We start from the raw sequence: 18,454 nt of genomic DNA on the forward strand, positions 1-18,454 counted from the left end.
ATTATCAGTAATTCAGCTCGGTATCTTCACCACGGTGCGGCCACGCACATTCCCTGCCAGTATCTCTTCTGCCGCAGTCGGTAAATCGCTGAAGGGAAGCTCCACAGTCATCGCTTCCAGCTGAGCTAGATCCAGATCCCTTGCCAACCTGTTCCATGCCAGTTGGCGCTTTTCAATGGATGCCATCACCGAGTCGATGCCATACAGTGTCACGCCCCGTAGAATAAACGGTGCGACTGAAGTGGGAAGATCCATCGATTCCGCCAATCCGCAGGCAGCAACAGCACCGCCATAATTGATCTGGCTCAGGACATTTGCCAGAGTATTGCCACCCGCCACATCGATTGCCGCCGCCCAACGCTCCTTTGCAAGGGGTTTGACCTTGCCGTTGAATTCACTGCGATCGATGACCTCCTGAGCGCCCAAACCGATCAGGTATTCCCTTTGCGACGCTCTTCCGCTCGATCCTGTCACCTGATAACCGAGCCGCGAAAGGAGCGAGACGGCCACACTGCCGACGCCACCGGCCGCGCCGGTAACCAAAATATCTCCGCTATCCGGGGTCAATCCATGTTGCTCCAATGCCAATACGCACAACATGGCGGTATAACCGGCTGTACCCACGGCCATGGCCTGTCGTGGCGTAAATCCGTTCGGCAGCGCGACCAGCCAATCGCCTTTCACCCGTGCCATACCGGCATAACCGCCCGAATGAACCTCTCCCACGCCGAAGCCATTCAACACAACCTGGTCGCCCTGCTTGAATCCCGGATGTTCTGAACTGACGACACTACCGGCAAAATCGATACCGGGAACCAGGGGAAAACGCCTCACAACCGGCGCCCTGCCGGTCAAGGCAAGACCATCCTTGTAATTAAGGGTTGAATACTCCACCTTCACTGTGACATCACCATCCATCAACTCATCGAGTGTAATATCTTTTAATTCAGTGATTTGACCATTGTCGGTTTTCGAGATCAGGTAGGCTGGAAAGCTTTCAGGCATGGCATCCTCTCAATGTTGTTGTTTATTCAATCACAATTCACTCGTTATAGCCTGTGACTCATGAAAAAAAAAGCGCGGAAAATCCGCGCTTACTAAAATTGGCGTCTAAAACCTTCCCTGGTGACGCCAGAGGGCATGAGTTACCGAATCAGGGTCTGTCGTCCTTGAACATACGCCAACCGCTGATCATGGTACTGATCAGACTCTGGCGTGAGACGATATCCTCCCGGATCGCCACATAGACATGGATAATGACAAAGACAACGATGATCCACATACCCCAGTGGTGCCACAGACGCACATCCTGGCTCTGACCCACCAAGGGGATCAACCAACCGAACAGCTGGTCCTGCCAACTGCCCAGCCCGGTCTGCTCTGCATAGAGGGAGAAGCCTGTCAGTACCATGGCGATACCACCCACGGTAATGATCGCGACCATGGTGAGATGAGCCAATGGGTTGTGGCCCTCGTATTTCTTCGGCTCCTTCTCCATGAAGGCATACCAGCGCACCTCATGTATCAGCTCTTTCCAGAATGAGAGGCGGTAGAACGGCAGGCGAAACAACTCCTTTGCATGTTCATTGCCGACAAATGCCCAGTAGATCCGGCCGATAAATCCAACCGTGAAAACATATGCCGCGGCGAAGTGCGCGAAGCGCATATAGCCCATGAGAAAGTGATCGCTCGCCTCCCCCGGCATGGTGGGCAGGGGATTGGCTATGAAATAACCTGTTATCGCGAGTACCGTGATTGCCAACGCGTTGACCCAGTGCCACAACCTGACCGGGGCTTCATAGACATAAACAGCGGTGCGTTTGATGGTTGTCTGCATATGCGTGACTCCTGAACGTCAATCAGGGATGGGGTGGTGATGGTTCAACGGCAGGTTAAGCGCGTTAGAATCAGACCGCCCGCTACAACACCCAATAGAGCCAACAGGTAGCCATGGTCCACCAGCAGATGGGCCAAATCGGCCAGGAAACCCACCGGCCCATGTTCACCTACGTGAGCCGACAGCGGGCCGCTTATTGTCAGGATGGTTGTACTGACTAATCCAACTACAGTCTTTTTCATTTCATATCCTCTGCATACGTCTCAAAACTAAAAACCCATAACTCAAAACTTGTGCCATCACCGTACCTTCACCTTCGCCAACTCCCTTCCCTCATCACTCATCACATGGGTGGAACAGGCAAGACAGGGATCGAAACTGTGCAAGGTACGCAGGATTTCCACCGGCTCCTCAGCTCTGGCCACCTTGGTATTCATCAACGAGGCCTCGAAGGCGCCGATATTGCCCTCACTGTCGCGTGGCGATCCGTTCCAGGTTGTGGGGACCACACACTGGTAGTTGTCGATACGGGTATCCTTGATGCGGATCCAGTGACCAAGCGCGCCCCGCGGCGCTTCACTGATACCGACCCCCTTGGCTTCCTTGGGCCAGGTGGCGGGATCCCAGTTGTCCACATTGGCCGTGCTTGAGTCGCCCGCCTTGATGTTGGCCATCAACTTATCCATGAAGTAGCGCATCTTATCGCCGGCCCAGTCTGCCTCCAGGGCACGCGCCGCGGTGCGGCCGAGAGTTGAGAAGAGCGCAGTGACCGGCACATCGAGGGTCTTGAGCACGAAATTGATCTGCTCGGTGATCTCCTCGTGGCCCTTGGCGTAACCGACCACGTAACGGGCCAGCGGTCCCACCTCCATAGCGTGACCACGCCAACGCGGTGCCTTGATCCAGGAGTATTTGGCATTCTCGTCGATCTGCTCGATGTTGGTCTTGGTTCCCTTGGTATTGGGCCCAAGCTGGAAGTTATCCTCGGTGACACCATCCCAGGGATGCAGGCCTTTGACACCGTCCGGATAGTTGTACCAGGAGTGGGGAACGAACTCCTGGATCTCATCCGGATTGCGCAGGTCGACCTCATGCACCTCCTTCAGATTACCGTTGATAATGGCGCCGCTGGGCATCAGCAGATTGCCTGGCGAGTAGTCGTTGGCCCGATCGGGAATATCGCCATAGGCCAGTACGCTGGTGCCTGAAATGCCACCGCCATAGAGCCATCCTTTGTAGAACTGCCCTACCGCCAGGATGTCCGGAATATAGACGTTTTTCACGAATTCACGGGTGCTGTCGATGATCGATGAGATCTGGTTCAGTGACACCATGTTGAGCGCACCCACCGAACCCACACCGTCCACATTGATGGGACAGGGCACGCCCCCCACCAGCCAGTTGGGATGGGGGTCCTTGCCGCCCAGGATAGTGCGGATCTTCATGATCTCTTTCTGAAAGTCGAGGGCCTCCAGATAGTGGGTTACCGCCATCAGATCGGCCTCCGGCGGCAACAGATAGGCCGGATTGGTCCAGTAGCCGTTTTTGAAGGGACCCAGCTGACCGCTCTCTATGAATTTCTTCAGGCGATTCTGAATATCGCGAAAATACCCGGGGGACGATTTGGCATGCTTTGGTGAAACCTTCTGCTGCAGTTCTGAAGTCGCCTTCGGATTTGCCTTCAGGGCATTCACCGGATTGACCCAGTCCAACGCGTGCAGATGGTAAAAGTGGACCAGGTGGTCGTGAGCCTGCAGGGTCAACTGCATGATATTGCGAATCGAGTTGGCATTCTCCGGAATCTCGATCTTCAGCGCATCCTCGACTGCACGCACGGACGTCAATGCATGGGTACCGGTACAGACGCCACAAATACGTTGTGTAAAGGCCCAGGCATCTCTGGGATCGCGTCCCTTGAGAATCACCTCAAGCCCGCGCCACATGGTGCCGGTGGAAACCGCATTGCGAATGATGTTCTCCTCATCCACATTCACCTCGCAGCGCATATGGCCCTCGATGCGGGTCACCGGATCGACGACGACGCGCTGACCGGAGTCGTCCAGGGTATAACCGTTGGGAGTGGTCTTGGTACTCATTGATCCTGATCTCCTTTCTTCTGCGCATTCTTGATCGCGGTAACGGCTGCGTGGGCGGCAGCCGTGGCGCCGACGATCCCGGCAGCGGCCAGGCCGACCTTATCGGCATTGGCCTCAACCCCGAATTGATGGGTATCGGTTACGTGCTGATAGAAGCTACCCTTGTCCCAGAAACCGTCTTCGGAACAACCGATACAGCCATGGCCTGCCTGGATCGGAAAGGAGAGCCCGCCGTTCCAACGGACAGTTGAGCAAGCGTTATAGGTGGTCGGCCCTTTACAACCCATTTTGTAGAGGCAGTAACCCTTCCTGGCGGAGTCATCATCCCAGGCCTCGACAAACTGTCCCGCATCGAAATGGGGTCGACGATAACATTTGTCGTGGATGCGCTGACTGTAGAACATCTTGGGTCTGCCCTGACGATCCAACTCGGGGAATTTCTCGAAGGTCAGGATATAGGTCACCACGGCCGTCATGACCTCGGCGATGGGAGGGCAACCGGGCACCTTGATGATCGGCTTGTTGGCCAGACCCGGCACCTTATGCACCGGCGTGGCACGGGTTGGATTGGGACGTGCGGCCTGAACGCAACCCCATGAGGCACAGGAACCCCAGGAGATAATGGCCTTGCAGTGTTCGGCGGCCATCTTCAACTGATCGACGAATGGCTTGCCGGCGATGATGCAGTACATGCCATCCTCGTCCAGTGGCGGATTGCCCTCCACCGCAAGGATGAAGTTGCCGTCATACTTTTCAATAGTCTCTTCGACAATCGCTTCCGCCTGATGGCCGGCAGCGGCCATGATGGTGTCGTCGTAGTCAAGTGAGATCATCGACAGCACCACGTCTTTCGCCAATGGATGCGCCGAGCGGATGAACGATTCGGAACAGCAGGTACATTCCAGACCATGCAGCCATAACACCGGAATGCGTGGCTTGGTCTCCATCGCCTCGGCGATACGCGGTACCACTGCGGGCCCAAGCCCGAGCGCAGAGGCCGTCAGGCTGCAGAATTTCAGAAAACTACGGCGAGTGATTCCTTGCCGCCGCATCACATCATAAAAAGTCTCGGTCATTGTCCTCTGCCTCCGAATCAACAAACCAGATATGCGATATGAAATCTGCAACACTTATGCCATTCATGTTTTTATTTTTATTTCAATACGTTAGTGAGACTGACAGTCTCTGCACAATCAATCGGATGTAATTGATTCGTTACTTCTGAGGAGACAACTGGAAAGCTGGTTACCAGTAGATTGGAAAGGTGGGGATTGGTGGATCTTATGCCGATGTGGAGATATGAAACAGACTATGCATCTTCATTCATCTCGCTGTCGACCTCGATATCATGGTCTGAAATTAAGTCATATTGACGTATCAAGCTGAGACAGGCCACTAGAATAGAATGTCAATAGGTTAGGACCTGTCGAAATTAATCCGCCTCACACGCATAATCGGAGCAATGATGATCCATAGTACGTCCGGCAGAGAGAATCATCCCGCTAACGGGATTGGGGCGAAACGTGGTGCATCCTTTCAAGCCCATACCAAACGCCAACCGGTAGAGTGATTTGAACACCTCAAAGGGATAGTCAACTGGAACATTCACGGTCTTTGCTATGGCATTGTCAATGTAGGGCTGTAGTGCGGCCTGCATCGTCAATTGATCTTTCGGTGTCAAACCGCCTGCATCGATAAAATAAGCGGGCACCGGCCTGCCCGGATGGAGGAGGTGCCAGCGTTGCCAGGCAAAATCGCTCAAATCATAACTCTGGTAACCACCTTCCGGCCGCCGGATTTTACGTTGGTAGTTAAAAGCGTATACCGGTTCCACCCCACTGCTGACGTTGTTCGCCAACAGGCTGATGGTACCGGCCGGCGCGATAGCGGTCAGATGGCTGTTGCGGATTCCCTGTTCCGCTATGCCTTGCTGGATGTCATCCGGCAAGGCGTGAATAAACGGGCTTTGCAGGTAACTATCCCGTTTGAAATAGGGAAAAACACCCTTCTCTTTCGCCAGCCCAATGGAAGTCCGGTAAGCTGTATGACAGATCTCGGCCATGATCCTTGACGCCTCCTCCCTGGCCCTCTCATCGGCATAGTGCAAACCGAGCATGATAAGGCTGTCCGCCAAACCGGTGATACCCAGACCGATCCTTCTTGTACCCTGTGCCTGTTGCTGCTGGGCTTGTAGCGGGAAGCGTGACAGATCGATGACGTTATCCAGGAATCGGACCGCCACCTTTACGGTTTGTGCTACTGCAGCCAGATCAAAGCTGGCAGACTTACTGAACGGTGCCTTCACGAAACGGCACAGATTCACAGATCCCAGATTACATGCACCATAGGGCGGCAGGGGGATCTCCCCGCAGGGATTGGTTGTACTGATGTGCTCACGAAAGGAGAGATTGTTCATGCGATTGATGGTATCGATGAACAGTACCCCCGGTTCGGCATATTCATAGGTTGCCCGCATGATCCGTTCCCACAATTCACGGGCCTTAACAATACGTACTACAAGACAGGGCTCGGTGGAATGACGACCACTCCAGGCCCGCTCTATAATCGCACCATTCGTGCGGCTACTATCCGCCATCGCTTTCACGGGAAACAGCAGCGGCCACTCCTCATCTTTATCGACTGCCGTTATGAATCGGTCACTGATCTGAACCGAAAGATTAAAATGGCGCAACTCTCCAGGCTGATGCTTGGCATCGATAAAACGCTCGATATCCGGATGGTCGCAGCGCAGGCTCGCCATCATGGCGCCCCGTCTGGACCCTGTCGACACCAATGTGTCACACATGGCATCCCAGATACGCATAAAGGATACCGGTCCGGATGCGATATTCCCTACTCGTTTCGCCGGTGAACCGTACGGGCGTAGAGTGGAAAAATCATAGCCGATCCCTCCACCCTGCTGCATGGTCAATGCCCCCTCCCTGAGAGCGCCCAAAATACCCTCCAGGGAATCTTCGATCGACCCCATTACAAAACAGTTGAAAAGGGTGGCGTCATGGGCCACACCGGTTCCCGCCAGGATCCGCCCCCCCGGCAGGAAATCAAAATCTGTCAGGATTTTCAGAAACCGGCGACGCCATGCATCCTGGTGTTGCGATTCAACACCAGCAACCCCTGTTGCCACCCGCCGCCAGGTATCAGCGATGGTTGTGTCAACAGGCTCGCCATGAAGACGGTAGCGATATTTGCTATCCCAGATAAAACGGGCGATCTGTGTTTGGAAAGGAGTTTGTGTCATAAGTATCAACTCACTTTCTTTGTATCGTGATTAGCGAGCCGACCTCACTCCCGGACGCTATCCACTGCGGGTCAATGGCACAAAAGCCACACCCAGGATACTCTTTTCACTGACCTCACCACTCCGACTCTTATCCACAACAATAAGATCCTGGTAACCATAAGGATGCCCAACAGGGATCACCAGCCGGCCGCCCGGCTTTAACTGTTCGATCAGTGGAGGTGGTATCTCCTGCGCAGCGGCAGTAACAATAACGGCGTCGTAGGGCGCATGTTCAGGCCAGCCGAAATAGCCGTCAACACATCGGCAGGAGACATTGTCGTATCCCAGACTTGCCAGGGTTTCAGTGGCCTGCATGGCAAGGGTTTCGATGATCTCCACCGTGTAAACATGTTTCACAACTCTGGAGAGGACGGCGGCCTGATAGCCGGAACCGGTACCGATCTCCAATACCACGGCACCCTCGTCGACCTCAAGAAGGTCAGTCATCAAAGCGACGATATAGGGCTGTGAGATGGTCTGTCCACAACCGATCGGGAGGGGGCCGTTGTCATAGGCAAAACGGCGTTCTGCTGCCGGCACGAAGGCCTCTCTGGGTACTTCACGGATCGCTTGCATCACCGGTCCACTGAATGCGGAACGACCAATCATATGTCGTGTGTAGGCAACTTCCCGCTCGATATCGCTTATCATCTGGAGCTGATCTGACATCACTGCAACCTGTGGCCCTCCACAGAACGTCCTGTTTACCATATAACCCGTTCGTCTCCCTGCACCTCAGCGCGACCAACTGGCCCGCACCTGCCCGGATGCCTCCGGAAAGTGAATCTGGAGTTCTCCCTGGTAGGCATTTTTCAGCGCCTCGCCAACCCCTTTCGGCAGATGAAATTCCGTGAATGTGATCTCCATATCGCCGGATTCCTTCATATGTGTATCGATGATGCGCTGCAGTGGATGCCGGGTCCGCTGCCTTTCAACATGATTGTGAATCAGCCGCATGATCTCCTTTCTGTGCTCATTGAAAAAGGCGCCGCTGAGGGTTAGATATCCGGCTGGCACCCTGTCATGGATGCGCTGGCAGGCAGGGCAGCGGGTCTCTTTGGCCTCTATGGGGAGAACCTCACACCACTGCCAACGTCCACCTGTAAACACCGCACCACATATCTGGCATAGCGTGGGGTCTGGCAGTTTACGTTCACTTCGATAGGCATCAATACTTCTTTCCTTGAGTAGTCTGTCCCTTCTCTTGACTGATGTGTAGGTTGTATTTTGAGACATTATGGCGACCTCCTGGTGAGATGGCGTGAATGTGCTCTTTTTCTTGTTGTTCTACCTTAATTGTAGCTTGTGGTCGGCGATCAACCTCCCTATCAATGTCAATGAGACTGGTAAGGTTAAACTGCGTCAGGTCATGTTGCCACCTCAGCATGGGTCTACAATTTTTATAGGGACTGGAATTCCAGACTGGTTGTGAACCGTCTCGTTCACGCCAATGATGATTGTGTGCCACAAGGAGTCTTGATATGACCACTCGCGCACTGCCCCCCGAAACCCTGCGCCGCCATTGCGACCCGGATCAGTTCAACTTCGACACCACCGATGAACTGAAGGATCTGGAGGGCTTTATCGGCCAGGAACGGGCCACCGAATCACTCCATTTCGGCCTCGGGGTCGAACATAAGGGCTACAACCTCTATGCACTGGGTCCTGCCGGCGCGGGAAAATCCGCTATGGTCAGGAAATTTCTCAAGGCCCTGGCAGCGGAACGTCCCATCCCGTCCGATTGGTGTTATGTCAACAATTTCAGTGATGCCCGCAAACCTCGTGCGGTCTCCCTGCCTGCCGGTAAAGGGGTGATGTTTAAGGAGGAGATGGAGCAGCTTGTCATTGGCCTGCAGGAGGCGATACCCCTGGTATTCGAAAGCGATGAATACCATACCCGCAGACAGGCCAAGGAAGACCGACTCGAAGAACGCCAGGAAAATGCCATGGCGGCGATGCAGAAAAAGGCGGAGGAGAAGCATATCGCCCTGATCAACACCCCGACAGGCTTTACTCTGGGGCCAAAACAGAATGACAAGATCCTTGGTCCGGAACAGTTCCATAAACTCCCGGAGAAGGAACAGGCGGCGATCGAAAAGGATGTCAAAGCGCTACAGGAGGAGCTGCGTAGAACCCTGCACGCCATCCCCCAGTGGCAGAAAGAAGCGCGGGAGGAGATCAGCAAACTGAACAGGGAAATGACCGCTTCGGCGGTACACCACCTGATCGATGCGGTGCGGGAGAAATATCGGGATAACGAGGCAGTCATCGTCTATCTGGACCGGGTAGAGGATGACGTGATCAATAACTATCAGCAGTTCCTCCCCCGCGATGAACGCAAACCCACACTGTTCGGCCTCCCCTTGAGCCAACAGGAGGAAGGGCCGCCCTGGCACTACCGCTATCGGGTCAACCTGCTATTGGCTCACGAGGCCAATGGCGGCGCACCGATCGTCTATGAAGATCTGCCAGGCTACAACAATCTGGTGGGCCGCATCGAACATCGCGCTCATCTGGGTGCGCTGGAGACCGATTTCACCATGATAAGGCCAGGAGCCCTACATCGGGCCAATGGCGGTTATCTGATTCTCGACGCGCTCAAGCTGCTGTTCCAACCCTTTGCCTGGGAGACCCTGAAACGGGTTTTGCAATCGGGTGAAATACGCATTGAATCCCTGGCCCAGATCACCAGCCTGATCAGTACCCAATCCCTCGAACCCGAACCGATTCCACTGCAAGTCAAGGTTGTGCTGCTCGGGGAACGGCATATCTATTATCTGCTGCAGGCCCTCGATCCGGAGTTCGACGAGCTGTTCAAGGTCGCGGTGGATTTCGACGATGACCTGGTGCGCGACAGTCACAACGAGCACCAATATGGGCAACTGGTCGCCACCCTCGCACGACAGCACAAACTGCGCCCGTTGGACAGGTACGCGGTGGCGCGGGTGATCGATCACAGCATGCGGCTGGCAGACGACAACGAACGCCTCAGCAGCCACATGCGCTCCCTCACCGACCTGATCCAGCAGGCCGACTTCTGGGCCGGTGAACAAGAGCATAAACTGATCTCCAGGGATGATGTGCAACAAGCCATCGAGGCCCGGATCCACCGCGCTGACAGGGTACAGCGGCGACTGCAGGATGAGGTTGTCCGAGGCACCTTGATGATTGCCACCGACGGTGAAGTCGTGGGTCAGATCAACGGTCTCTCTGTAATGCTGCTCGGTGATCAGCGCTTCGGCCACCCCAACCGCATCACCGCCCGCGCCCGACTCGGCAAAGGCCAGGTCGTGGACATCGAGCGGGAAGTGGAACTGGGCGGTCCGATCCACTCCAAGGGCGTCTATATCCTTTCCGGATTCATCGCCGGACGCTATGTGCCGGATTACCCGCTGTCACTCTCCGCCAGTCTGGTCTTCGAGCAGTCCTACGGCGGGGTCGAGGGCGACAGTGCCTCGTCCGCCGAACTCTACGCCCTGCTCTCGGCACTCTCAGGCCTCCCCATAAAACAGCAGTTTGCCGTCACCGGATCCGTCAACCAAATGGGAGAGGTTCAGGCCATCGGCGGGGTCAATGAAAAGATCGAGGGTTTCTTCGACATCTGCCGGACGCGGGGTTTGAGTGGTGACCAGGGGGTATTGATCCCCACTGCCAACATCAAACATCTGATGCTGCGCGAGGATGTGGTGCAGGCAGTGAAAGTGGGCGAGTTCGCCGTCTATCCCATCGATAACATCGACCAGGGCATTGCGTTGCTGACCGGCGCCCCCGCCGGCACGCGGGACGAAAATGGCGAGTTTCCCGAGGACAGCGTCAACGGCCGCGTGGAGGCGAGCCTGATCCGCTTTTCGGAACGCATGCAGTCAACGGGTGAAATGGCCATCATGGTAACCGGAGAGGATCAATGAACTCCCCTACCCGTCGCCGCATCACCGTTGTGTTGCTCGACAAACCCCAGAGCAGGGAGTTGCTGTCGCTCGGTACAACCATCGCCTCATTGCTGCAGGCAGAGCTGGAAGGGGTATTCGTTGAAGACGATGCGCTGTTCCGGATCACCGGCCTTCCCTTTCTGCGCGAACTGCGTATAGACAGCCGGAATGAGGCGCGCCTTGACCCCGCCAGGCTGATCCGGGAATGGCGGGCGATTGCGAAACATGCCCGCGATGACCTGGAGGAATCAGCCAGACGTGCCGGATTGAACTGGAGCTTTCGGGTCTGGCGTGGTGAGTACGATAGCGATCTGCAACAGCTGGCAACAGACTCCGAGATGCTGTTGATGGGCAACCAGGGCGCCCTCACTTCACGCCTCCTATCCACCCAGACGCGACAGACCTCTTCGGTATCCACGCCCCTTAAGGTTGGGGCCATACTCGATGCCGGCATGGCCAGTCAAAAGCTGCTGGAAACGATCACCGAGCTTGGAAAGAGTCCCGATATTGCAATAACCCTGTTTCTCATTCCGGATGATGAGACACCCCAGGATGCAGCCCTGCAGAGTTACCTGTCGCAACAGGATCCACATCAACACATCAACGTTGTGTATATCAATGACCTGGAGCCTGTAGCCCTGGCCAATCAATTGAAGGGATCCGCATGCGACTTATTGATGATCAGCGAACAGAGTCCATTGCTGCAGGGACCCACCATCAAGCAAATACTTGAGTGTTTGCCCTACCCCACAGTGTTGGTACGCAAATAGACGATGCACAGATCAGACCATCGAGCGGGCATCTGAATTTCAGTTGACGCTGGGCGTGATTTTACATGCAGACCTGGCAACAGTTGTGATCGGGCTATTCACATTCCTGTCGCACATCACTCTGCTGCTGATGCTTGGTGTCGTCACAGGTAAGCGGACGCTTGATCTGAGACCACCTGTATTTACTGATCGCTTTTAGATCTTTACCTATATGATACTCCTGATGCTCAGATTCTTGCTGAGTGTTAAATTGAAGACAGTTTTTTTCAAACGGCCCTTAGAAACGGGATATAACTCTTAAGCGTTGTGCTTAATAAAGGCTCAACAAAAAAACCTTAGACACCTTAGACAAGACACCCACACTAATCCGATGGCACCAAAGAACGATAGGCATGCCAGCTTGCATGTCCGACCAAGGGTAAAGCAATAAGCAATCCTACGAAGTAGGTCATCAGCCCCAATCCTACAATCACTACAATCATAAATGCCCAGAGCATCATCGCTGGCATGTTTTGCAGAACGGATTTGACACTGAGGCGAATCGCGGTGAATCCGTCAATCTTGCGGTCGATAAGTATAGGCACCGTTATTACGCTGATCATATAGGCCCACCAGGCAAAGAAAAAACCGACCATAATGCTTGCTATGGTAAAGTTTCTTCCCTTTTCGGAAAGAAAAACATTACTGAAGAAATTGTCCAGCGGCGGCGAAAGACCCTCGTAGAGCAGGGAAAAAAGAACATAGTTCAAGGCTATCCACAGCTGCATCATGATGAAAAAACCTGCAGTGATCATGCTGATCTGGGTATGATTGCTTTTCCACGCCTCCAGTGCGTTACAGGTTTTAAGTGGCTCCCCTTTTTCCAGGTGGGCACTCATCTGATATAGACCGATACCCAGGAATGGAGCAACCAGAAAAAAACCGGCAACGAGAAATGGCAACAGAAACATGCTGTCTGTTGAAAACAGCACAAATGTGAGCAGACCGCTGATCAGTACTATAACGGCACCATAGGTAAGACTGTATCGTGCCGCGTCAATCATATCCCTCCAACCTTTCGCCAACCACATGAAAGGTTCGGTAAATTTTATTTTATTGACAACGAGTTCATGCCACCGGGTGCTGCCTGTATTTGCTGTGGTCTCCATCTTCTAGCCTCCGAGAAAAACGCTAATGCTTAAGTTTTTATTAAATTCAGGCATCAACAACGTGCCTAAAAAGCCTACAAGGCTTAACATTAGTAATTGATTATGCTGGCCCGCAAAAAAACCACGTGACTGAATGGTATTTGACGAAGCTATTATCTTTATTGGTCGTGCGTCTAGTTTAGCTTGTTGTTTGTAGGTTGTGTAATTAAATCTCGACAAGGGTGATTTTCAGCTGGCTGCCCTGAATATAACCAATCGATTATTACCTTTTAACAAGAGACAGATATGAGACAATCTTGTTGTACAAAACGTCTAAGGCTCAGCAACCATCCACACTCCACTCGCCGACTGACCCCGTATCCATATGGGATTCATTGTAGGATTCATGCCAACATTGCCCTGACAACACCATTCCACCCCAACGCCAGATTGGAACGGTTATACCCACCTCCCCCCAGTGCAATCATACGACCGTTACAGAATTCATCGGCTAGTCTACTCAGCCGGCCCGCGGCATATTCATGCGCGGCAGGAGTAAACTCCATATGCGTGATCGGGTCACCCTGGATGCTGTCGGCGCCCGCCTGAAGTATGATCAATTCCGGTTTCCCCTGTCGAATAAACGCCTCAACCGACGGCCAAACACGATGAAAATGGGCGTCATTGGCCAACGGCGGTAAGGGTACGTTCAATTTTTTGCCTTTGGCTTCTCCCTTGCCGGTCTCTTCCACCGCTCCAGTGCCTGGATAGAGATAACGGCCATCTTCATGGATATCGGCAAAGATCAAATCGGGGTCTGATTCGAAGGCATAATACACGCCATCGCCATGATGGGCATCGATATCGATATAGGCGATACGACGAATGCCGTGTTTGAGCCTCAGGTTTTCGATCATCACCCCGGCATCGTTGAAGACACAGAAACCGGCTGCCGAATCCCGCCGGGCGTGGTGCAGGCCTGCGATGGGAACAAACACCTTTGGGTGTCTCCCGGTAAGGATGGCTTGCATACCATCCAATACTGAACCAACCACGGTACAGGCGGCCTCATACACACCTTCAAAGGCAGGGGTGTCACCGGCATCGAGGTAACCGTGGCCGCTCTCCGACTGGATCTTGACCCGATTGATATAGGCCTGGGTATGGAATGGGAGTAACACCTGCTCACTGCACAGCTGTGGCGTAGCGATAGATACCTGTTTGTCTAATCCCTGCTTGAGCGTCTCTTTCCAGAAGGCCTGAATACGGTCGGGCCCGAAGGGATGCCCGTCACCAAAACCATAGCGGCCCAGGGTCTCACCGAAATAGATAGTGACCGGTTTATCGCTCATAGAAACCACCCACTTTGATATTCAGCCCCCTGTGACGATCTGTCTATTTCAAGTATAGGCAAGATAACAAACGACAGGCTCAAGCAATGGATGAATTGAAATAACTCATAAATAGTCTTTCGATGCCGATATATTATATAAATGGGCAACCAACGGAAGCACACCCTCTGTTACATAACATCAGCTTATGCCCGACAACATTGTTTGTTTATCTGTTCAGCATGGCTCGCAATTCAATCAACACCACTACTCCCAAGACAATCAATTGCAGCGTCATGATAACAACCATCCATAGCGGCATGCTCAAACCGAGAAACTGCCATTGAATATCGCCACAGAAACCTGTCGGCTGAAACACCGCTGGCAGCCATCGATCCAGCTTGAACCAAGCCGGGAACTTGGCATTGACATCACAGCTCAGCGAAGGTTGAACGATACCCAGTTGCAACCCGGACAGTTCCAGTGCCAGATAGAGACACCAGCCCGCCGCCACACCCCAGCCGATATAGCCGATCCATCTGGCGATCGACGAAGTGGGGGCACTCATACCGATAAGCGCCGAGACGAAGATCCCCATCACCGCAGCCCGTTGATAGATGCAGAGGACACAGGGATCGAGCTCCAGGCCATATTGAAAATAGAGCGCTGCAGCCTCCAGGATAAGTGCGCTCACTGCCAGTAACAGCCATGGCAGGCGTTTTTGAATGAACAACATAAACTTTTTTTAAATTAATGTCTGGGATTCCTATAGTAGCCCATCCATGTCACTATCCAAATAATATCCCGCTAATCAGCCATTGATCATTTTCAATGCCGGACAGATCGTATGGGCAGTATGCTGATCGTCATATGAAAATTGCAGTAACCAGTCAGAATTTCCGCACCATCACTCAACACGCCGGCAAGACAAGGCGCTTCCTGATCTATGAACAGGACCCGGAAACAGGCCAGGCCCATGAACTGGCCCACCTCAATCTGCCGAAGCAGATGTCGATGCATGAGTTCAGGGGGGATGACCATCCAATCTTTAAGATGGATTACCTGATAACCGGCGGCAGTGGACAGGGATTTGTCCGACGCATGAGGGGTGCTGGTGTCGAAGTCATTGTTACCAGCGAACAAGACCCTCTGACAGCAGTCACGGCGGTGATAGAAGGCAAACCCCTGCCGCCATCTGAAGCGCATGCCCATGGCCAGCCCCATCCGCCAATCATGCCTTGAACAGGATAGGTGGCGGAGCGAATTCAGAAGCCGTAGTTGGCCATCAACCTGACGAAGTCACCGTCCTCGTGCATGTCGGTGTAGATCAGTTCCAGACCCAGATGATCATTCAAGTCGTATACCGCGTAGTAGTCGGTTTCGTTTGCACCCTGATCGAAATCCACATGCAGCACGCCCACTGCCAGCGCCTCGACACCCGCATACTCGATACCGAATGCCGTTGCCTCCTGGTCCTCGACACCGTCAATGGTATGGTCGTCTGCCGAGGTAAAATAGGGACCGCCACCGAAACCATTGGTCACCGTACCCGATACATCGTTGTACGCGGCGGTGATTGTGAAATCCGCCAGAGCATAGCTGCCGGTGATACCCCAAACATCACCATCAGGCCCTGACTCATCGCCGGTATCATCCGACTGCGAGCCAAATTGCAGACCGATACTGAAGGCATCGGTCTCATACATGCCTTCCAGGTAGAACAGCTTGGCAAAATCACTACCCTGGTAGTACCAGCCCTGCAGCGCCAGTTGTTCGATGGCCTCGAATACGGCACCGACCGCAGTCAGGCCGTCGTCGCCGTTCAACTCCCGGAATCTTTCCGGAATATCGGCATCGACACCGGCCCATTTATCGAGATGGGTCAGATAGAGGGTGGTACCGGCAATATCGTTATTGCTCAGTAACAGCCCCTGAAATGTATTCGGCACCATGCGAATATCATCGGTATCGGCGTGGGGTGTATCCAGCTCGAAGCGACCGACACGTAGCGCGGTGTTGATGTACTCAGCCTGGATGTAGGCCTCGCCCAGAATGGCGTAGCTGGCGTTTTCCGAGGAGAAAAAATCGCTGTTCTCATCATCGAACAGCTCCCCGGTGGTATAGAAGGTTGCGCCGGCGCTCAATCCCTTCCAGGTCTGACGGATATAGCCGAGTTTACCGCCAATGGCGGAGCCGTCCGTCTCATTGCCGTCTTCATCCTCGGCATGAATAACAGCTACCCTGAGGTTTCCAAAGACACCCTCATCGGCCTGTACGGTGGCCACCCCCGAGAGACCAAACAGCACTCCGGACAACAATCCTACCTGGACCATCCTCTTGATAAACGATCTTTCACCATCTGGCAAAAAGGGATTGCGGTGACACCTCACAGGCAGGGGAACGATATTCTTATTCTGGGCGCCAACAACCCGGAACAGGGGATTAAAAACCCGTTTCCGTTCGTCAAAGAAGATCCCAGCAGGCACACTCTCTGCACCGAACCTAGTCAGTCTTGTTTTTTGCATAACTCAATATCCCACTCAGAGTTTAAGTTAAGGCTGGCTGGCGTCTGCTGGCAGGCCGATCGGCTTAATATTTGAAAAGATGAACTGTTTGCCTAGCGATGCCCGCGGTGTCTTATGAAGCCTAAGGATGTACGCAGTTTCACTCCTTTCTCATACCACCGTGAAGCCGCTATGCTCATTAGCCGGGGCAATATTAATACGAATGATTATCGTTTGCAATTTGTTTCGCACTACTTACGACACACTGATCAGTGCTATCCTTTACTTGATCTGCGATACACGACACCTGAGGCCGTACACCGCATGGCAAGCCGCTCCCCATGGAAACTTACGATGTCGAGTACCAACTATGAATAAAACGCTTGTTTTCTTTATCCCTGTATTGTTGCTCTTTGGCTGTTCCAACAGCGATGAAGAAGATACTAGTGCAGGTTCAGGTGCCGGCGAGCGGAAATACAGTATCTGCGAATGTGTAAACGAGCCCATCAGATCGGGCGAAAAAGCCCAAGCCTGCGGAAAACTTGCGGAGACCGTACCCGACTACGTGACACAGGTGATGGCATGTAAAGGCGAAACAGTTAAGGATGAACAACGATGAAAATGATATTTGTTATTGTCTCAGTATTGTTCGCACTTACCACTCCGGTATCGGCTGCCGACCTTGTCTCGCCGTTTTCCGGGAGTACACCGATTGGCGAATACAAGGCCGACTTCGTGAAGTACCATTACCTGCCTTCCGCCGCGGCAGATGCCAAACCGGCGACCATTGACGGCCGGATCCACAGTCGCCTGTTTAAGAAACCGGATGAAAAAAGCAATTACGAGGTGATCAAAAGTTTCGAGAATGAATTCAAGGCAGCGGGATTCAAGGTCCTTACCTTGATCGAAGATACCCGCCAGGGTGAGTTGAAAGTGCGCGACCTGAATACCGCCGGCAAGAACGGCATGCTCAAACGTCCTTACGCCGGCAAGGGCGGTAAGACCGGGGTCGGCACTGTCGCACAGATCTCAACCCAGGCACAGGAATACCTTGTCGCACGCAAGACGATCGACCAGACCGATGTGTTGATTGCCGTCTTTACGAGCCGCAGCGGTGGTTATGCGATTGAACAGATTGAATCCGCGGCGATGGAACAGGGCACGGTGTCTCTGAATCTCGATGCGATGCGCAACAAGATGGCAAGCGAAGGGCGTGTCGCAATCTATGGTATTCGTTTCGATACCGGCAGCGCGAATATCCGCCCGGATTCCGCAGCGACACTCGCGACAATCGTGAGCTATCTGCAGGAGAATCCGCAACGCTATTTCTATGTGGTTGGCCATACGGACGACCAGGGCAAGTTTACAAACAACCTCACGTTATCGAAGGCGCGCGCGGACGCCGTCGTCAAGGCGATCATCGCCAAGCTGCCGGCGGCCGCCAACCGGCTGCAGGCAGATGGTGTCGGTCCCCTCTCCCCTGTGGCCACCAATACGGGTACTGACGGACGCAGACTGAACCGGCGCGTTGAGCTCGTGTCGCGGCTCAAGTAACCCGC

Annotated in this window: 17 protein-coding genes; 5 read left to right on the top strand and 12 right to left on the bottom strand. The window is 53.7% G+C overall.

Annotated elements, in window-relative coordinates; translation table 11 throughout:
• Positions 1 to 12: 12 nt before the first annotated feature.
• From AB8516_RS07045 to AB8516_RS07080, 8 genes are all read right to left on the bottom strand, one after another.
• Positions 13 to 1,005: an MDR family oxidoreductase gene (locus AB8516_RS07045; protein ID WP_369159366.1), complete on the bottom strand. Its 993-nt coding sequence runs from the start codon at positions 1,003 to 1,005 to the stop codon at positions 13 to 15.
• A 148-nt stretch (positions 1,006 to 1,153) separates the two neighbouring features.
• On the bottom strand, positions 1,154 to 1,837 hold the full coding sequence (gene cybH / locus AB8516_RS07050) for a Ni/Fe-hydrogenase, b-type cytochrome subunit (protein ID WP_369159368.1): 684 nt from the start codon (positions 1,835 to 1,837) through the stop codon (positions 1,154 to 1,156).
• 44 nt (positions 1,838 to 1,881) lie between these two features.
• On the bottom strand, positions 1,882 to 2,079 hold the full coding sequence (locus AB8516_RS07055) for a hypothetical protein (RefSeq protein ID WP_108295296.1): 198 nt from the start codon (positions 2,077 to 2,079) through the stop codon (positions 1,882 to 1,884).
• 57 nt (positions 2,080 to 2,136) lie between these two features.
• On the bottom strand, positions 2,137 to 3,933 hold the full coding sequence (locus AB8516_RS07060) for a nickel-dependent hydrogenase large subunit (protein WP_369159371.1): 1,797 nt from the start codon (positions 3,931 to 3,933) through the stop codon (positions 2,137 to 2,139).
• The gene (locus tag AB8516_RS07065) at positions 3,930 to 5,009 is read right to left on the bottom strand and encodes a hydrogenase small subunit (RefSeq protein ID WP_108295298.1); all 1,080 of its coding nucleotides are present in this window, start codon (positions 5,007 to 5,009) and stop codon (positions 3,930 to 3,932) included. Before AB8516_RS07065 ends, AB8516_RS07060 begins: the two co-directional genes overlap by 4 nt.
• Before the next feature lie 356 nt (positions 5,010 to 5,365).
• Entirely contained in the window at positions 5,366 to 7,192 is a 1,827-nt protein-coding gene (locus tag AB8516_RS07070) for an adenosylcobalamin-dependent ribonucleoside-diphosphate reductase (protein ID WP_369159373.1), read from the bottom strand.
• Positions 7,193 to 7,249: 57 nt separating this feature from the next.
• Positions 7,250 to 7,903 (bottom strand): protein-L-isoaspartate(D-aspartate) O-methyltransferase, encoded by a 654-nt coding sequence (locus AB8516_RS07075; protein ID WP_369159375.1) that lies wholly within the window; start codon positions 7,901 to 7,903, stop codon positions 7,250 to 7,252.
• A 66-nt stretch (positions 7,904 to 7,969) separates the two neighbouring features.
• Positions 7,970 to 8,470, bottom strand: a complete 501-nt coding sequence (locus AB8516_RS07080; RefSeq protein WP_369159377.1) for a BCAM0308 family protein — start codon at positions 8,468 to 8,470, stop codon at positions 7,970 to 7,972.
• 245 nt (positions 8,471 to 8,715) lie between these two features.
• Between AB8516_RS07080 and AB8516_RS07085 the strand changes: the two genes are divergently transcribed.
• The gene (locus AB8516_RS07085; protein WP_369159379.1) at positions 8,716 to 11,142 is read left to right on the top strand and encodes a Lon protease family protein; all 2,427 of its coding nucleotides are present in this window, start codon (positions 8,716 to 8,718) and stop codon (positions 11,140 to 11,142) included.
• The gene (locus AB8516_RS07090; protein ID WP_369159381.1) at positions 11,139 to 11,933 is read left to right on the top strand and encodes a hypothetical protein; all 795 of its coding nucleotides are present in this window, start codon (positions 11,139 to 11,141) and stop codon (positions 11,931 to 11,933) included. The genes AB8516_RS07085 and AB8516_RS07090 overlap by 4 nt, the downstream gene beginning before the upstream one ends.
• 362 nt (positions 11,934 to 12,295) lie before the next feature.
• On the opposite strand, the gene AB8516_RS07095 is transcribed toward AB8516_RS07090, so the two are convergent.
• The 3 genes from AB8516_RS07095 to dsbB all read right to left on the bottom strand — a co-directional run bounded on the left by AB8516_RS07095 (position 12,296) and on the right by dsbB (position 15,127).
• Positions 12,296 to 13,081 (bottom strand): DUF2189 domain-containing protein, encoded by a 786-nt coding sequence (locus tag AB8516_RS07095; protein WP_369159383.1) that lies wholly within the window; start codon positions 13,079 to 13,081, stop codon positions 12,296 to 12,298.
• 383 nt (positions 13,082 to 13,464) lie between these two features.
• A complete protein-coding gene (locus AB8516_RS07100) occupies positions 13,465 to 14,412 on the bottom strand; it encodes an acetoin utilization protein AcuC (RefSeq protein WP_369159385.1) in 948 nt (315 codons plus the stop codon).
• A gap of 208 nt (positions 14,413 to 14,620) precedes the next feature.
• Entirely contained in the window at positions 14,621 to 15,127 is a 507-nt protein-coding gene (gene dsbB, locus AB8516_RS07105; protein ID WP_369159387.1) for a disulfide bond formation protein DsbB, read from the bottom strand.
• A gap of 134 nt (positions 15,128 to 15,261) precedes the next feature.
• Between dsbB and AB8516_RS07110 the strand changes: the two genes are divergently transcribed.
• A complete protein-coding gene (locus AB8516_RS07110; protein WP_369159389.1) occupies positions 15,262 to 15,633 on the top strand; it encodes a NifB/NifX family molybdenum-iron cluster-binding protein in 372 nt (123 codons plus the stop codon).
• 23 nt (positions 15,634 to 15,656) lie between these two features.
• On the opposite strand, the gene AB8516_RS07115 is transcribed toward AB8516_RS07110, so the two are convergent.
• Entirely contained in the window at positions 15,657 to 16,916 is a 1,260-nt protein-coding gene (locus AB8516_RS07115; RefSeq protein ID WP_369159392.1) for an OprD family outer membrane porin, read from the bottom strand.
• A gap of 349 nt (positions 16,917 to 17,265) precedes the next feature.
• Between AB8516_RS07115 and AB8516_RS07120 the strand changes: the two genes are divergently transcribed.
• Together AB8516_RS07120 and AB8516_RS07125 are read left to right on the top strand one after the other, a co-directional pair.
• On the top strand, positions 17,266 to 17,514 hold the full coding sequence (locus AB8516_RS07120; protein ID WP_369159394.1) for a hypothetical protein: 249 nt from the start codon (positions 17,266 to 17,268) through the stop codon (positions 17,512 to 17,514).
• Entirely contained in the window at positions 17,511 to 18,449 is a 939-nt protein-coding gene (locus AB8516_RS07125; RefSeq protein ID WP_369159396.1) for an OmpA family protein, read from the top strand. Before AB8516_RS07120 ends, AB8516_RS07125 begins: the two co-directional genes overlap by 4 nt.
• The last annotated feature ends 5 nt before the right edge of the window (positions 18,450 to 18,454 follow it).

It is taken from the genome of Candidatus Thiodiazotropha sp. LNASS1 (genome assembly GCF_964212655.1).
Taxonomy (GTDB): Bacteria; Pseudomonadota; Gammaproteobacteria; order Chromatiales; family Chromatiaceae; genus Thiodiazotropha.

What these genes read in the sequence shown, in the direction of transcription:
- AB8516_RS07045 (WP_369159366.1), bottom strand. Translation starts at nt 1,005, where the DNA reads ATGCCTGAAAGCTTTCCAGCCTACCTGATCTCGAAAACCGACAATGGT.
- cybH (WP_369159368.1), bottom strand. Translation starts at nt 1,837, where the DNA reads ATGCAGACAACCATCAAACGCACCGCTGTTTATGTCTATGAAGCCCCG.
- AB8516_RS07055 (WP_108295296.1), bottom strand. Translation starts at nt 2,079, where the DNA reads ATGAAAAAGACTGTAGTTGGATTAGTCAGTACAACCATCCTGACAATA.
- AB8516_RS07060 (WP_369159371.1), bottom strand. Translation starts at nt 3,933, where the DNA reads ATGAGTACCAAGACCACTCCCAACGGTTATACCCTGGACGACTCCGGT.
- AB8516_RS07065 (WP_108295298.1), bottom strand. Translation starts at nt 5,009, where the DNA reads ATGACCGAGACTTTTTATGATGTGATGCGGCGGCAAGGAATCACTCGC.
- AB8516_RS07070 (WP_369159373.1), bottom strand. Translation starts at nt 7,192, where the DNA reads ATGACACAAACTCCTTTCCAAACACAGATCGCCCGTTTTATCTGGGAT.
- AB8516_RS07075 (WP_369159375.1), bottom strand. Translation starts at nt 7,903, where the DNA reads ATGTCAGATCAGCTCCAGATGATAAGCGATATCGAGCGGGAAGTTGCC.
- AB8516_RS07080 (WP_369159377.1), bottom strand. Translation starts at nt 8,470, where the DNA reads ATGTCTCAAAATACAACCTACACATCAGTCAAGAGAAGGGACAGACTA.
- AB8516_RS07085 (WP_369159379.1), top strand. Translation starts at nt 8,716, where the DNA reads ATGACCACTCGCGCACTGCCCCCCGAAACCCTGCGCCGCCATTGCGAC.
- AB8516_RS07090 (WP_369159381.1), top strand. Translation starts at nt 11,139, where the DNA reads ATGAACTCCCCTACCCGTCGCCGCATCACCGTTGTGTTGCTCGACAAA.
- AB8516_RS07095 (WP_369159383.1), bottom strand. Translation starts at nt 13,081, where the DNA reads ATGGAGACCACAGCAAATACAGGCAGCACCCGGTGGCATGAACTCGTT.
- AB8516_RS07100 (WP_369159385.1), bottom strand. Translation starts at nt 14,412, where the DNA reads ATGAGCGATAAACCGGTCACTATCTATTTCGGTGAGACCCTGGGCCGC.
- dsbB (WP_369159387.1), bottom strand. Translation starts at nt 15,127, where the DNA reads ATGTTGTTCATTCAAAAACGCCTGCCATGGCTGTTACTGGCAGTGAGC.
- AB8516_RS07110 (WP_369159389.1), top strand. Translation starts at nt 15,262, where the DNA reads ATGAAAATTGCAGTAACCAGTCAGAATTTCCGCACCATCACTCAACAC.
- AB8516_RS07115 (WP_369159392.1), bottom strand. Translation starts at nt 16,916, where the DNA reads ATGCAAAAAACAAGACTGACTAGGTTCGGTGCAGAGAGTGTGCCTGCT.
- AB8516_RS07120 (WP_369159394.1), top strand. Translation starts at nt 17,266, where the DNA reads ATGAATAAAACGCTTGTTTTCTTTATCCCTGTATTGTTGCTCTTTGGC.
- AB8516_RS07125 (WP_369159396.1), top strand. Translation starts at nt 17,511, where the DNA reads ATGAAAATGATATTTGTTATTGTCTCAGTATTGTTCGCACTTACCACT.